Here is a 15,606-nt window from a genome sequence, read left to right as displayed (position 1 = left end):
AAATCTGTCAAGGTTTGTCTAAGTTTCCTAAAGCAGCGAAAGTATTGCAGTAACCCATATCACCGGTTTTCAATCCGCGATTAAACCAAGTAACTCTTTGGGCCGAACTTCCATGAGTAAATGAATCCGGAACCACATAACCTCTAGCTCGCTCCTGTAAGCGATCATCCCCAATTTGACTGGCGGCATTGAGCGCTTCTTCAGTATCACCGGGTTCTAAAATTTGACGGGTTTGTTGAGCATGATAAGCCCAAACCCCTGCCAAACAGTCGGCCTGTAATTCTAATTTTACAGACAGTTGATTCGCTTGTTGTTCGCTCACCTGAGAACGCACTGATTGAACTTTTTCGGAAATTCCTAATAAATTTTGAACATGATGTCCCACTTCATGAGCGATCACATACGCTTGAGCAAAATCTCCTGGTGCGTTCAGTTGGTTTTTTAGCTGTTGGTAAAAACTCAAATCAATATAAACTTTTTGATCGCTAGGACAGTAAAAAGGCCCCATCGCCGCTTTAGCATAACCGCAAGCTGACTCAACGCTACCCCGAAATAGCACTAATTTAGGGTCAGTATATGTTCTTCCCATCCTACGGAATATATCATGCCAAGTATCCTCGGTATCTGCAAGCACTACAGAAACAAAATCAGCCTCCTGTTTTTCAGTGGCAGTCTGTTGAGAAGGAGGGTAAGAACTATTAGAATTATCCCCGCTTCCTGTACCTTGGTCTAGAATAATACTCGGGTCAACCCCTAAAAACATCGCCACTAAAGCTAACACAATAGCCCCAATTCCTCCACCCACCACAGGGGCGCTCATTCCCCGCCTATCCTCAACATTTTCACTGCGACGACCCAGTTGCCAGCGCATAGTTAACTCCTAATATATAAACTTTTTTCATAAACACCCAAATATTACTTAAGTATTTTCATTGGCTACCAAACCCTAAAGATAGAAATTTACGGAACCTAATATTTAAGAATTTTCTTAGAGTTTTCTCATCACTTTCTTAAGTATTGTAAAGTATCGTTAATAACGATAGAAAAATATACCGAAGGAACGAAAAAAAATATATCTATGGATGGAAGCCTAATTCTCTTTAATATACTCAACCCGCCGGTGTTATTCTTTTTCTTGGGGATGTTAGCAGTTTTTTTAAAATCGGATTTAGAAATTCCCCAACCCTTACCTAAACTATTTTCCCTCTATTTACTTTTAGCCATTGGCTTTAAAGGAGGCTATGAATTATCAGAAAGTGGTTTCAATACTCAAGTCGCTACCACTTTAATTGCCGCGATTCTCATGGCTTGTATTGTGCCTGTTTATACTTTTTTTATTCTTAGAGTTAGACTAGACAATTATAATGCGGCTGCCATAGCGGCTGCTTATGGTTCTATTAGTGCAGTTACTTTCATTACCGCAAGTTCATTTCTAGAAAAACTTCATATTAGCTATGGCGGACACATGGTAGCGGCTTTAGCATTAATGGAATCACCGGCTATTATTGTAGGATTAATTTTGGTGAGAGTGTTTGCGGCTAAAAAAGAGGAAGATGGGGAATTTTCTTGGAAAGAAGTCATGCGCGAAGCTTTCCTCAATGGCTCAGTTTTTCTATTAATTGGTAGCGTCGTTGTTGGGATGCTAACGGGTGAGAAAGGATGGGAAAAACTCCAACCTTTTACCCAAGGAATTTTTTATGGCGCTTTGACTTTCTTTTTACTCGATATGGGATTAGTAGCCGCACGAAGAATTAGAGAACTGAGTAAAACCGGCTCTTTCTTAATCGGCTTTTCAGTCATCGTTCCCGTCATGAATGCTATCGTCGGTATTTTAATTGCCAAACTGTTAGGATTTGGGGAAGGAAATAGCTTATTATTTGCGGTTTTATGCGCCAGTGCTTCCTATATTGCTGTGCCTGCTGCCATGCGGATGACCGTACCCGAAGCAAATCCTAGTCTTTATGTTTCTATGGCTTTAGCCTTAACTTTTCCCTTCAATATTGTTGTGGGAATTCCCCTCTATCTAGAAATTATTCATAAGCTTGGAGTTTAAAAAATGCAACAAGTTAAAAAGGTCGAAATTATCATCAGTACCTTAGAAATGGAGGAGGTTTTAGATATATTAGATACGGTGCGAGTCTCAGGTTATACGGCCATCAAAAATACATCAGGAAAAGGGGAACGCGGCATAAGTTATAACGATTTAGGAGCGACATTCAGCAACAGTTATATCATGACAGTCTGTACCAATGATAAACAATTGAATGACCTCATTGATGAACTGTTACCCTTACTGAAAAAGATCGGCGGTATCTGTTTAGTGAGTGATGCTAACTGGGTAATTCATTAAAAAACTAACTCAAGCACAATATGGACTATTACAATACTCTACTACAGGATGTCAAAAGAGTTGAAATCATCATTAGTAGTTTTCACATCCAAGAAGCAATTAAAATTTTAGATCAGGTTCAAGTTTCTGGTTATACCATCATAGAAGATACATCAGGAAAAGGAGATCGTGGCCTATCTTGTTCAGATGTTGACTGTGTTTTTAGTGGTCAATATATTCTGACGGTATGCACCAATGATAGACAGCTTAATACGTTGGTAGAAAACCTCAAACCTCTACTAAAAAAAGTCGGCGGAGTCTGCCTAGTTGCTGATGCTAAATGGGTTAGCCATTAGAAAAATGTTCTTTCAAGACACTTAAAGTGAGGCCTTAAATGACAGCACCACAACTTGATCTGAACCACAAGGATTCTTCTATGCCAATTAAGCGAATTATTCGAGGATTGAACGAATTTCAAATCAACTATTTTTCTGTTCATCAGGAAATGTTTCGTCAGTTATCTCAAGGACAAGCACCTGAAATCCTCTTTATCACTTGTTCTGACTCGAGAATTGATCCGAATTTATTAACTCAAACTCAACCCGGAGAACTCTTTATTATTCGCAATCTTGGTAATATTATTCCTCCTCATGGAAATAATAATAATAGTGAAGGTGCAGGAATTGAGTATGCTGTCTCTGCCTTAAATATCAAACATATTATTGTCTGTGGACACTCCCACTGTGGCAGTATGAAAGGACTATTACAGTTACCTAATTTAGTGGATGAGATGCCATTAGTTTATGACTGGCTAAAATATCATGCTGAGTCAACTCGCCGTCTATTACGAGAAAATTATCAAGACTATGATGGAGAAAAATTGTTAAGAATTGCCATTGAAGAAAACATTTTAACTCAAATAGAAAATTTAGAAACCTATCCGGTTATTCGTTCTAAATTACATAGTAATAAATTGTCTCTTCATGCTTGGCTTTATGAAATAGAAACAGGAAATATTTTTGCTTATGATGCTCAACAAAGTAAATTTGTTATACTGCGTTCAGAAGCTTTCCCTGTTCCCGATCCCTTGGCGACTTTACAACCTAATTAAGTCGGTATTTCTCGGAGTAAATCTAGTCAAAATAGGGTGATTTTTCTCAACATTTTTTTAGCAAAATTACCCATTTTACAGCTAAACTTAGAAAGTTGACCTTTAATATACAAAATTTTGGATTTAGTATCAACTTCTTGAGGCTAAGTCCAAAATTTCAGTCAATAACATAACTTGATACCTGGAAAAATATGAAAACCTCTCTTATGCCTTCGGACTCTGAACGGTTATCATTCACTTTAAAAAATGTGCTGTTTTCTCCTCATAAATGGTTGAGTCAAACTCCAGAAAGAGCGATTTTAAAAGCCTATCAAGCCGCTTTAAAAATAGGTGAGATAGAAAAGGAACATTTTGACGGTAAAAAAGTCTCCCTCTTGTCAAAAAATTACAGCCAAAATATTTTTGACTGTTTTCAAGCCGATGTGGAAAAGCAATTAAATATTATTAAAATAAATTTAGCGGAATTCAAAGTTAGTCGATTATTGTTAAAAGGTTCTGATTATCGTTTTTTAGACTCACTAAAAATCATTGATGAAATCCTAAATCGTTATCAAAATTTCGAGGAAAATTTAGCGATAGTCAACTCAAATTCACCGGCAATTAATAAAATCCCAACTTCTTCTAAAAACTCCTCACAAAACGCTTATGATTCTAGTTATGAACCGGTTATTGAAATAAAAAGTATGACGGCTGATGATTCTAAAATATTTTCCCGTTCCTTGGGCAGAACCATCAAAAAAATCAAAAGAGATATGAATCCTCGCTCCGAAGAACAATACTTACAAAATCTGCGCTACTCTAGCCGCAATACCCGACAAGGAATTCGCTGTCTAATTTTATTAATTCTCGTTCCTTTATTAGTTCAAAAAGTATCTAAACAATTTTTAGTTTTGCCAGTCGTTGAACATTTCCGTAGCTTTGAAAAGACTCCGATCTTTCTGCATCAAGAAATGAAAGAAGAAGCGATGCGAGAATTACAAGCCTTTGAAGAAGAACTAAAATTTAATAACTTACTCCATCGCGCCCCAAAAATTTCTGCTGAAGAGATGGAAGAAAAAATAATGAACAAAGCGAATGAACTGGCTGAAGAATTTTATCATAAAGGCAACGGAGCTATTAGTAATGTCTTATCCGATTTATTGGGAGTGCTTGCTTTTGCTGGAGTCGTGATAACTAATCCCAAAGGCGTAAGAGCTTTAAAACTATTTTTAGGAGAGATTATTGGAGGCTTAAGCGATAGCGCCCAAGCCTTTATCCTCATTTTATTTACGGATATGTTTGTCGGGTTTCACTCTCCTCATGGATGGGAAGTAATTCTAGAAGGATTATCCGAACACTTAGGACTTCCGGCTAATCGAGGCGCAATTTTTCTGTTTATTGCCACTTTTCCCGTGATTTTAGATACCATATTTAAATACTGGATTTTTCGCTATATGAATCAAATTTCCCCTTCAGCCGTCGCCACTCTGAAAAATATGAATGAATAAAATAATAGGGATTAGGGTTTAGGTAAAATTCCTATTCCCCAGTCCCTAACTTTAAACTTCCTATCTCAACCAGTGAAAGAAAAAAACTGATTAAAACTTAACTAAGAGTTTTAGAAACGGCTTTAAATCGAACTTTAGCGGCTTTCAGCTTTTTTATTTTAGGCTCAATATCATTAGATTATTAGTTTTGCTCAAAAGATTTCTTCATCCAGTTCGGCGAATCTTTCTCACCCATTGGGGTTAATTATCAATAGGTTGCGGTGTGCTAAATAGGAAACTGCCCATTCACCCTGCTAGTGTTCATTCCTGCTCAGTACAATGACGGTATCAAGATCAGCTTATTTTAATCTTCTTTATAGTGATGACTCGTCAACTGATAACCCGCGCTCAACCCCCATTAGAATTTATTCCGCCTCGCTTTAACCCTCTACTGTTACAGGGATGTCAAATATTCTTACCTTTATGGTTGCGAAATAAAACTCATTTAAGGGATATTCAAGCCGATAACGTTGAACGTTTAGTAGATTTATATTCTCAGTTTCAGCAAGGAAAAATTCGCTTTTTAATGGCCTTTCGCCATCCTAGTGTGAACGATCCCTACGCGATGGCCTATCTGCTTTGGAAACTGGTGCCCCAAGTGGCCAAACAAAAGGGTATATCTCTGCAATCGCCGATTCATGCCCATTTTATTTATGATCGCGGCATACCTTTGTGGGCGGGTGCCGGGGTGGGATGGTTAATGTCTCATTTAGGCGGCACGTCAATTCAACGAGGAACAGCCGATTTATTAGGGTTGCGATCAGCCCGAAGTTTGTTTAGTGAGGGGGCTTTTCCCATCGCAGCAGCCCCAGAAGGCGCAACCAATGGTCATAATGAAATAGTCAGCCCCATCGAACCCGGAATCGCTCAATTAGGCTTTTGGTGTGTCAATGATTTACAAAAAGCCCATAGCCATCAAGAGGTTTTGATTGTGCCTATTGGCATACAGTATCATTATTTAATTCCTCCTTGGGAAGCGATCGAAAAACTGTTAACCCAATTAGAGCTAGATACAGGCATTAATTGCCCAACTGATTTAATCGGCAAAATAGATGAAAGTAGTCTTTATCAACGACTGTTTTCGCTCGGAGAGCATTTATTATCTTTAATGGAAAATTTTTATCGAGAGAATTATCATCAAACTATTCCAGAAGTTGCCCCGTCAGAATTAGAACAGAATCAAATTTTAAAAAGCCGCTTACAAAACTTACTCAATGTCGCGTTACAAGTGGCCGAACAGTATTTTAATTTACCATCTAACCGCAATATGGTTGAGCGTTGTCGCCGGGTTGAACAAGCGGGATGGGATTATATTTATCGAGAGGAATTTAAATCAAATCATTCTTTATCTTCGGTAGAAAGAGGACTTGCGGATCGTGTAGCCGAAGAGGCAAGCTTAAGAATGTGGCACATGAGAATTGTCGAGAATTTTGTGGCTGTAACGGGACATTATGTCAAAGAAAAACCCAGTGCTGAAAGGTTTGCAGAAACCATTTTGTTAGTCTGGAGTTTAGTTAATCGAATTAAGGGAGAAAACCCCTATTTTCGTCCTCAATTAGGCAAGCAAACTGTGAGTATGCAAGTGGGTGAACCGATTTCTATTTCTGCTCGTTGGGATGAGTATAAAGCCAATCGTCGTCAGGCAGTAGCGGCTTTAACTACCGATTTACAAGCGGCTTTAGAACATCTAATCTTAGAGACTTAAGACAATAGTAGGGTGTGTTAGCGTAGCGTAACGCACCTCTTAAGACAATAGTAGGGTGTGTTAGCGTAGCGTAACGCACCTCAACCTATTAAACAGTCTCTTAAATGCGGCTGAGTAATGAAAGCAAACAACCATAACAAAGGGTTAGCGCAATAATTTTCGGCCAACCCTTTTAATTAAAAATATAAAATCAAATTAATTAACAATATGAGAAGAACCAATAAGCATAACCGAGAAATTATGGCCTCTAGACCACTGTTTTATCGATCTGAAGGCGTTCGCCATCCCTGGGCCCAACGAGTGCGGCCATGGTTATATCCTTCATCGTAGTCTCTTGAGCGCCGAGGATTATCGTATCTGGCATCATTGTAACCATCTTCGAGTCCTCGTTCATATTCCTGCCTAGGAGCAACATAACGATGCCGTTGTCGGTTATTGTCGATCGCTTGATCGATGAGAATTACGCCGGCACCTATTCCCACAGCTTCGCCAAAAGACAAAGCTTTTACCACTGTAGGAAATACCATGTTGCTAAAAAGCACAAGTGTGGTACAATAGAGACCTAGTTTAGTCATAATTTTTCTAAGCGTACTATATACCATTGTAGGTATTGTCCAGGGCCAACATCAATCTCATAAAAATTTTCTATGAGGTGTTGGGCCTGTTTATCAATTGATGTAAACTTCTGTAACTCTCTCGGTAAGTCGTTTTGTCGAGTTTGTAATATGGCTTTGAGCTTTTCTAGCAACTCCTCATGTGTCAGGAATTGCTCATCTTGATCGGGTTCGAGGACAACATAACAGTCCTCTTGATACATGATTGAATCTGGCATAGGTTTTAAATAGGGAACAGGAAACCGGGAAGGGATTAGGTATTTTTCCTAACCCCTAAAGAAAGATTAGATGTCTAAGTCGGTCAGTTTTAATCGAGGTCCGTGAGTCTCAATAAACTCCCGTCGGGGTAAAACGCGATCGCCCATCAAAATAGTAAATAATTCTTCGGCTTTAGCCGCGTCTTCAATTTCCACTTGTTTAAGGAGACGGGTTTCAGGGTTCATGGTTGTCTCCCAAAGTTGTTGCGGCATCATTTCCCCTAACCCTTTGAATCGTTGAATCGAGTAATTAGCGTTGGGGGGAAGCTCACTAATATACTGTTGTAGCTCTCGCTCATTGTAACAGTAGCGGTGATTTTTGCCTCGCTCAACTTTATAGAGTGGAGGACAAGCGATATAAATGTAACCTTGATCGACAATTGAGCGTTGATAGCGGTAGAAAAATGTTAGTAATAAAGTCCGAATATGAGAGCCATCATAATCAGCATCAGTCATAATTATTATGCGATGATAGCGTAATTGTGCGGCATCAAATTCTTCTCCTTTAATGCCTAAACCTAATGCGGTAATTAGGGATTGAATTTCATTATTCTTATAAATTTTCGCATCATCTGTTTTTTCGATGTTGAGAATTTTACCCCGTAAAGGAAGAATCGCTTGAGAACGCCGATCACGCCCTTGTTTAGCCGAACCGCCTGCACTATCGCCCTCAACAATAAAGATTTCTGACTTAGCCGGATCTCTTTCGCTACAATCTGCTAATTTACCCGGTAAAGGCGAAGACTCTAAAACCGACTTGCGGCGGACTAATTCTCGGGCGCGTCGGGCGGCTTCTGCGGCTTTAAATGCTTGTACGGCTTTTTCGATAATACTATCGGCGATTTGAGGATGAAATTCGAGATATTCCCCCAGAACTTCTCCCACTAAAGAATCTACAATGCCGCGAACTTCGGTATTACCGAGTTTAGTTTTAGTTTGTCCTTCAAATTCAGGTTCAGGAACTTTAACGGAAATCACGCCGGTTAGCCCTTCTCTGACGTTTTCACCCGCCAAATTCGGCTCGTTTTCTTTAATTTTATTGCGTTTACGAGCAACATTATTAAGCGTGCGGGTAAGAACCGCTTTTAATCCTTCTAAATGGGTTCCTCCGTCAATGGTGCGGATATTATTGGCAAAACCGAGAAGATTATCATTATAGGTATCGATATACCACTGAAGTGCAACTTCTATTTGAATTCCGTTTCTTTCGCCTTGTACATAGATAATCTCTTCGTGAAGGGGTTGCTTTTCCCGACACATATAGGCCACATACTCTTTAATTCCCCCTTCATAACAGTAGCTTTCTACTCGGGGTTGTTCTAGGCGTTTGTCGCTAAAGGTAATTCTCACCCCTGCATTGAGATAGGCCAGTTCTCGTAAACGTCCCGCCAGAGTGCTATAGTCAAACTCAATCCCATCCGAAAAAATTTGAGTATCGGGTAAGAAAGATACAGAAGTTCCTGTAGAGTGATCGGTTTCTGGCTGACTTTCTAATGAGGTAACGGGAATGCCTCTTTCATAACGTTGAGTAAACCTTTTTTGATCGCGCCAGACAGTTACATTTACCCATTCAGAGAGGGCATTCACCACTGAAACCCCTACCCCATGCAACCCCCCAGAAACTTTGTAACCGCCGCCGCCAAATTTTCCGCCCGCGTGGAGGACGGTCATAACCGTTTCTAAGGCGGATTTTCCGGTGGTAGGATGGGTATCGGTGGGAATTCCTCGTCCATCATCAGTTACGGTGACAGAACCATCAGGATTTATATCCACTTCGATGTGAGTACAGTACCCCGCTAAAGCTTCATCAATAGAGTTATCAACGACTTCATATACAAGATGATGAAGTCCTCGCGGCCCTGTTGAACCGATATACATCCCCGGACGCTTGCGTACCGGTTCTAGACCTTCAAGAACTTGTATTTGTTCTGCACCGTAGTTGCTCGTCATATCTTTTTCCGAATACAGGCTTGGAGTCAGGGTTTGACCCCTTGATGACAAAATCTTCAAAAATTCTAACACAAAAGGGTTAAAGACTGCTTGAACCCAATTTGAAGAGATTTTTAAAAAGGGGTGCAGGGGCTAGTGTCCCCCAGGGTTAGCCAAGCTCATTGGTACTAATATATTAACCTAGAAAGGGAAGCTTTTAGCACTCAAAAGGCTATCAACAGAAATTAGACTTTATTGATTTAAAAGCAATCTGTTAAGAAATTATATTGATATGAGATTGATGTGAAATCTTTTGAGAGAGCCTGAGTTTATACACCTTGGGTCTATTTTCTTATAAAATAGCAACAGAAAAAAATAAACCTTCATTAAGCCATCATGCAGCTTTCACTTTTAAATCGATTTCAAGGGGGTTTACTCGGAGCATGGATTGGAGCATCCTTAAATAAAGAAAATAACCAACTTTCCCACCTAGATCAGCAACTGTTAGCTTGGATTAAACTGGCTATGAGTCTAACAAAGCTCCTCATTGACTCAGGGCAAATAACCCAAGAGAATTGGTTAGAAATTTTAGCACAACAGAAACTCTCAGAGCCGCTTTTTTTTCAAGTGCCTATAAGTAGCGCAATAATCGCTTTAAGCACTCTGCCTTTAGCGTTATTTTTTCACGATTCCCCCAGTCAATTTAAAGAGTATTTATACTCGCTCAAAGGCATTGGGCAACAATCTCAAGAAACCTTAGAAGAAGTCATCATTTGGCAGGATGCGCTCCGGCTAATTTTACGAGAAAAACTAAAACTGAGTCCTTTAATAGACCAACTCTGCTTGCGACATCAGATCACTCAAACTCCTTTAGGGCAACAACTAGAACAGCTACAGACTTTTTTAAAAGCAAAAATTCCCTTACAACAAGCGGCTTCTCAGTTATACCGTTCGGGTAAACATCATCCCCATGAAATTGCCTTAGCTTGCTACTGTTTCAGTTATACAGCCCAAGAATTTAGTTTATGCGTAAAAGCGGCTAAACAATTAGACTATCAACCTTCCCTGACAGCCGCTTTAACTGGCATTTTAGCAGGGGTGTATAATGGGATAAGCGGCATCCCCATTGCTTGGCGACTGCAACTTGAAAATGATCCAATCCCTCAAGAAATGTACCAACAAGCGATAGACTTATGGGCAGTTTGGTCAGGCGTGGACCAGCCTTGTACTCTTCAAACCCTTGAAAGTGCTGCCATTGCTTCTCCTCTCATCATTCAAGCCAGACCTGCCGTTAAAATGATTTCTCAAACACACCTTTAATTTTTTTTTAGTGGATTGGCTTAAATTAGATTTTAATAAATTGATGTACCAAAAGTTCTGTTTAGGTTCCCGTAATTAATACTGATAAATCCCCTTCCCGATTAACGAATTTCGAGGTTATGGTTTTTACAAATTATGAAAGGTTTTAATTTATTTTTCTCGAAAACCCAAAAACTGAATCCCAAAAAAGTTCCGACCATCACTGATTGTCGGGTACATCGCAGTAAACTGATACAGGCATTATGTCATCTCAATAAAGTACAACCGTCTTTGATCTTCACAGTAGCCGTATTTAGTCTGACTAGCGTGGTGGGCTATCGTTTTTATAATCAACCCCAATTAGCGGTAGCTACTCGCTCTCCTGAAACCATTAAAGCCCCCTCAGATGGACGCTTTGAGGATAAACAAAAAACCGAACAAAAACGACAAGAAGCCCGCACAGGAATAAATCCGATTTTACGTCGTTCACCTGATGAGACCGTTCAAATAGAGCAATCATTATATAATTTATTAGATACAATTGATCATCTCAGACAAACCGGCGGAAATATTGCCCTAGTGTCAAGTAGTGCTATCTCGACAGAGGTTCAGCAAAATTTACTTTCAGCTTCAAAATCCGATTGGGAACAAATCATTAAAACCCTCAAAAACCAGCCGCTCAAAAAGCAAGCCCCCACCCCAGTGCGGAACTCGTTCGGTACCCCAGTCAATAAACTCACTTCACCCCCCTCAAAAGCCTCAGACAATTCTCAACAAAATATCATAGCCGCGCTTCAAAGTTATCGTCAGTCTCTCTCCGCTTCAGAATTTGACGCTTTCATCAACAAGGTGACTCAATCTCGTCAAAAATATAGTCAGGTGATGGCAACCTTGTATGAAAAGAAACCATCTCAACTGAGTCTACAAGATACAGTGACCTTACTTCAATTGAGTGCATCAGCTTGGCAAAATCTCAAACAAGAAATCATTAGTATTTTACATGAAATTCTCATTCAAGGATTACCTCCAGGCTTGACCGTTGAACATCTAGAACAAACGGTTAATATGCAACTCAAAGACGATCAAATCTCGAACCCTATTCAATCCATAGCCGCCACGTTATTATTAAGTAGCTTACAAGAGCAATCGAATTTAGAAATTGACAAAGAAGCCACAGCCAAAAGAGCAGAAGAAGCGGCTAAAGCCATTGAACCCTTGTATGTAGAAATTAAAAAAGGAGAAGTCATCGTCAGACAAGGAGCGAAAATTACTGAAGAAGATTTTGTCTTGCTAGATGGTTTTGGATTAAGTCGTCGAGGAATTGATTGGCAGGGATTAGGGGTATCGGGAATTCTGGTAGCCGGCAGCATGGGAATTTTCTGTTGGGTGGACAAAAAACTGCATCGCCCTCTGCGTCGTCGAGATTATCTATTACTCTGTTTATTAAGTATTAGCACTCCTTTATTAGTAACGTTTAAAATTCCTTACACCGACAAACATTTACCCACCAATTTACCCGCCGTCGGCTTTTTAGTCAGTAGTTTTTATGGTTCTCCTTTAGCCATCACATCTGTGCTTCTTTTGACCGGATTAACTTCTTTTTCTGCACAATCATTAAGTGGCGCTTTAATCGCCGGTGCTGCCGGTGGACTTTTAGCCGCAGCGATGGCAGAAAGACTGCGTTCTCGGGATGAACTCGCTCTTTTAGGAGGGGCTGTGGGTTTAGTTGAAGGAGGAGTCTATTACCTTCTGAATCTAATTGTGAGCGCAGTTCCTAAAACTATTTGGTTTTCTCTGTTACCGGATGCCATGATTTATGGATTGTCGGGCATGGCTTGGAGTATCGTAGCCATTGGGATATCGCCGTATTTAGAGCGCCTGTTTGATTTAGTAACCCCCATTCGTCTGATTGAATTATCCAATCCTAATTGTTATCTTCTGCAACGACTCGCTACTCAAGCACCTGGTACATTTCAACATACCTTGTTAGTGGCTTGTTTAGCCGAAGCGGCGGCTCGTCGGCTTCACTGTAATGTAGAACTGGTGAGGGCAGGAACTCTATATCATGATATTGGAAAAATGCACGACCCATTAGGGTTTATTGAAAATCAGATGGGAAACCCCAACAAACATGACGAAATTAATGATCCTTGGAAGAGTGCAGAAATTATTAAAAAGCACGTTAACGAAGGCATCGTCATGGCGAAAAAGAATGGTTTACCGAGAGTGATTCGAGATTTTATTCCCGAACATCAAGGAACCTTATTAATCGCTTATTTTTACTATCAGGCAAAACAAAAAGCGCAGGCTAATGGGACAGAAATTAATGAGAATGATTTTCGCTATGATGGTCCAATTCCTCAAACCCGAGAAACCGGTATAGTCATGTTAGCTGATGGGTGTGAAGCCGCCCTGCGTTCGCTCAAGGATGCTACCCCCGACATCGCCCGCTCCACCATTCACAAGATTTTTCTGGCGCGTTGGCGAGATGGACAACTCAAAGATAGCGGCATTAAAGAGGAAGAATTAAAGATCATTGCTGATGTATTTGTGCAAGTGTGGCAGCAGTTTCATCATCAACGCATTGCTTACCCGAAAGCGGCTTTAGAACCTCAATCCTCAAAAACTTAATGGTTTTAAAATGTGTTGGGTTGTGGAGTCTCCCCATTCTGTTGTGTGTCTTCTGGCTGGATTTTTAGGGTTGACTCTAACAACTGTTCTGCTTGTTTTTTACTGGCTTGAACTTCTGGCTGATCAGGTTTATAGCGCAAAGCTTGATTATAAGCATTAATCGCTTCTTGATAACGTTCAAGTTTCAAGAGACTATTGCCTAAACTTTTCCAGGCTGGATAATAATCTTTTTGTAGAGCAATAACTTGCTTATAAGCGGCTGTAGCCTCTTCATATTCACCGAAATTATAAAGAGAATTAGCTTTATTATACCAAGCTTGTTGATCTCTAGGGCGTAATCGAATGGCGGTGGTATAAGCACTCACGGCTTCAGCATAACGTTTTAAAATATGTAAAGTCCATGCTTTTTGATACCAAGCTTCAAAAGATAAAGATTGCACTTGAGTCGCTTTTTCAAAAGTTTTTAAGGCTTCCTCATAACGATTTAATCGATTTAAAGCAATTCCTTGACTATACCAAGCTTGATATAAATCGGGTTGAAATTGTACGGCTTTAGCATAATTTTCGCTCGCCTCATTATATTTTTCTAAATTCATATAAATATTGCCTTTTTGATACCAAGCCTGAGAAAAACTAGAATTAACTTTTACCGTTTCATCATAAGATTTAATGGCATCTTCATATTTTTTGAGATTTTGTAAAGACCATCCCTTTTGATACCATGCCTCTTCGTTATCTGGATTAAGTTTTAAGGATTTCTCTAAATCTTTTATCGCTTCTGAATACTGGGCTAATTTAACTTTAAGTTCTCCTAAATTCGACCAAGCTTCCCAAGAATTATCCTTAAAAATAATGACTTTTTCATAACTGTTAATTGCCTCTAAATTACGGCCTAACTTTTCTAAAACCTTTCCTCTTCCCATCCAAGCTTGCCAACTGTCTGGCTGAATTTGAATAGCTTCATCATAAGAGTCTAGTGCTTGTTGATAACGTTTTAAAGCCTGTAGGGTATCTCCTTTCCCTTGCCAAGCATTAGCATTATTAGGATTAATATTTAAAGAAGTATCATAAGCTTGTAAAGCATCTTCATATCGTTGTAATTGATATAAAGTATTGCCTTTATTATACATTTTTGTCGCATTATTTAAAGACAACCAATAGTCAATACTGACCACCCCGCCGGCGGCTAATCCAATTATGGCTAACGCCATTAAAACTTTGATGATCCGAGATTGGGCTTGACGAGATTGATGCAGAATAGCCGCTTGAGTTGCCGTCGTTTTTTGCTCTTTTACATAAGAATGACGTAAAGTTTTGATAGCTTGTAAAGCTTCTTTAGCCGAAGAGTATCTTTCTCGATAATCATAGCGGATCATTTTATCTAAAATATCTCTAAACTCTGGGCTAACATTCGCTAAATGATGCCAAGAAATTTCCCCAGTTTCTGAATGAGTCGGCAATTTGCCAGGGTTATAGCCGGTTAAGGCTTGTAGGGCAATAATTCCTACCGCATAAACATCACTATTAAATTTAGGATGACCATGAGCTTGTTCACTGGGAAAATACCCCGGAGTTCCTACAGCTATAGTGGCAACCGTTTTACCATCCCGTACAAGCTGAGTCGTTAATTGTTTAACGGCTCCAAAATCAATTAATACTAATTTACCGTCTATTTGACGACGAATTAAATTAGAAGGATTAATATCTCGATGGATGACATTTTTTTGCTGAATAAATACTACTATTTCGAGAATTTCTTGAATAAGCTTAATCGCTTCTTCTTCTGTTCTTTGATAATTGGGGGCCCTCAATTCTTCGGCTAAGATCTGACCTTCTATGTATTCCTGAACTAAATAAAATTCTTGATTTTCCTCAAAATAAGCAAGTAAGCTAGGGATTTGGCTATGGTGCCCTAACTGATAGAGCGTTTTTGCCTCAGTGGCAAATAGCCGCCTAGCCGCCAATAAAATAGCAGGTTCGCTTCCTGGGGGTGTTAATTGTTTGACAACGCATTGAGGATGATCAGGCACATGGCGATCTTCTGCCAGAAAGGTTTTGCCAAAACCGCCCTGTCCAAGTTGACGAATAATATAATACCGTTGACTGAGGGTTCTTCCTGGGGCTAATTGCATGATTGATGGAGGGGTGTTGGTTGTCTATTTTAACCTGAGCGAGAGAGTTTTAGGAGACGAAGAAGCCCGGAAA

General features: G+C 39.7%; 13 protein-coding genes. 8 read left to right on the top strand and 5 right to left on the bottom strand.

The annotated features are described in order from the left end of the window. Positions 1 to 7: 7 nt before the first annotated feature. Positions 8 to 871, bottom strand: a complete 864-nt coding sequence (gene ypfJ / locus CYAN7822_RS24150) for a KPN_02809 family neutral zinc metallopeptidase (RefSeq protein ID WP_013324875.1) — start codon at positions 869 to 871, stop codon at positions 8 to 10. Positions 872 to 1,078: 207 nt separating this feature from the next. Between ypfJ and CYAN7822_RS24145 the strand changes: the two genes are divergently transcribed. From CYAN7822_RS24145 to CYAN7822_RS24120, 6 genes are all read left to right on the top strand, one after another. Next, positions 1,079 to 2,053, top strand: a complete 975-nt coding sequence (locus CYAN7822_RS24145; protein WP_013324874.1) for a sodium-dependent bicarbonate transport family permease — start codon at positions 1,079 to 1,081, stop codon at positions 2,051 to 2,053. A gap of 3 nt (positions 2,054 to 2,056) precedes the next feature. Then, entirely contained in the window at positions 2,057 to 2,350 is a 294-nt protein-coding gene (locus CYAN7822_RS24140) for a P-II family nitrogen regulator (RefSeq protein ID WP_013324873.1), read from the top strand. Positions 2,351 to 2,370: 20 nt separating this feature from the next. Then, positions 2,371 to 2,685 carry a P-II family nitrogen regulator gene (locus tag CYAN7822_RS24135; RefSeq protein WP_013324872.1) on the top strand — a complete coding sequence of 105 codons (315 nt, stop codon included), beginning with the start codon at positions 2,371 to 2,373 and terminating at the stop codon, positions 2,683 to 2,685. 86 nt (positions 2,686 to 2,771) lie between these two features. Next, on the top strand, positions 2,772 to 3,440 hold the full coding sequence (locus tag CYAN7822_RS24130) for a carbonic anhydrase (protein WP_216701629.1): 669 nt from the start codon (positions 2,772 to 2,774) through the stop codon (positions 3,438 to 3,440). A 191-nt stretch (positions 3,441 to 3,631) separates the two neighbouring features. Continuing rightward, positions 3,632 to 4,927 (top strand): hypothetical protein, encoded by a 1,296-nt coding sequence (locus CYAN7822_RS24125; protein WP_013324870.1) that lies wholly within the window; start codon positions 3,632 to 3,634, stop codon positions 4,925 to 4,927. A 361-nt stretch (positions 4,928 to 5,288) separates the two neighbouring features. Further along, a complete protein-coding gene (locus CYAN7822_RS24120) occupies positions 5,289 to 6,671 on the top strand; it encodes a 1-acyl-sn-glycerol-3-phosphate acyltransferase (protein ID WP_013324869.1) in 1,383 nt (460 codons plus the stop codon). A 260-nt stretch (positions 6,672 to 6,931) separates the two neighbouring features. Here CYAN7822_RS24120 and CYAN7822_RS24115 read toward each other — a convergent pair whose 3' ends face one another. The 3 genes from CYAN7822_RS24115 to gyrB all read right to left on the bottom strand — a co-directional run bounded on the left by CYAN7822_RS24115 (position 6,932) and on the right by gyrB (position 9,492). Then, positions 6,932 to 7,246 (bottom strand): hypothetical protein, encoded by a 315-nt coding sequence (locus CYAN7822_RS24115; RefSeq protein WP_013324868.1) that lies wholly within the window; start codon positions 7,244 to 7,246, stop codon positions 6,932 to 6,934. Then, positions 7,243 to 7,503, bottom strand: coding sequence for a CRR7 family NDH-1 assembly protein (locus CYAN7822_RS24110; protein ID WP_013324867.1), 261 nt, complete (start codon positions 7,501 to 7,503; stop codon positions 7,243 to 7,245). Before CYAN7822_RS24110 ends, CYAN7822_RS24115 begins: the two co-directional genes overlap by 4 nt. A 66-nt stretch (positions 7,504 to 7,569) precedes the next feature. Next, positions 7,570 to 9,492 carry a DNA topoisomerase (ATP-hydrolyzing) subunit B gene (gyrB, locus tag CYAN7822_RS24105; RefSeq protein WP_013324866.1) on the bottom strand — a complete coding sequence of 641 codons (1,923 nt, stop codon included), beginning with the start codon at positions 9,490 to 9,492 and terminating at the stop codon, positions 7,570 to 7,572. Between the two features lie 375 nt (positions 9,493 to 9,867). Between gyrB and CYAN7822_RS24100 the strand changes: the two genes are divergently transcribed. Beyond that, a complete protein-coding gene (locus CYAN7822_RS24100; RefSeq protein WP_013324865.1) occupies positions 9,868 to 10,791 on the top strand; it encodes an ADP-ribosylglycohydrolase family protein in 924 nt (307 codons plus the stop codon). Between the two features lie 135 nt (positions 10,792 to 10,926). Beyond that, on the top strand, positions 10,927 to 13,401 hold the full coding sequence (locus CYAN7822_RS24095) for an HD family phosphohydrolase (protein WP_013324864.1): 2,475 nt from the start codon (positions 10,927 to 10,929) through the stop codon (positions 13,399 to 13,401). Positions 13,402 to 13,406: 5 nt separating this feature from the next. Here the strand turns inward: CYAN7822_RS24095 and CYAN7822_RS24090 are convergent, their stop codons facing one another. Beyond that, positions 13,407 to 15,533 carry a serine/threonine-protein kinase gene (locus CYAN7822_RS24090; protein ID WP_013324863.1) on the bottom strand — a complete coding sequence of 709 codons (2,127 nt, stop codon included), beginning with the start codon at positions 15,531 to 15,533 and terminating at the stop codon, positions 13,407 to 13,409. Positions 15,534 to 15,606 lie beyond the last annotated feature (73 nt).

The organism is Gloeothece verrucosa PCC 7822 (genome assembly GCF_000147335.1).
In the GTDB taxonomy this organism is placed as follows: domain Bacteria; phylum Cyanobacteriota; class Cyanobacteriia; order Cyanobacteriales; family Microcystaceae; genus Gloeothece; species Gloeothece verrucosa.
Note: the sequence above shows the minus strand (reverse complement) of the source record. Positions and strands in the feature narration are given on the sequence as shown.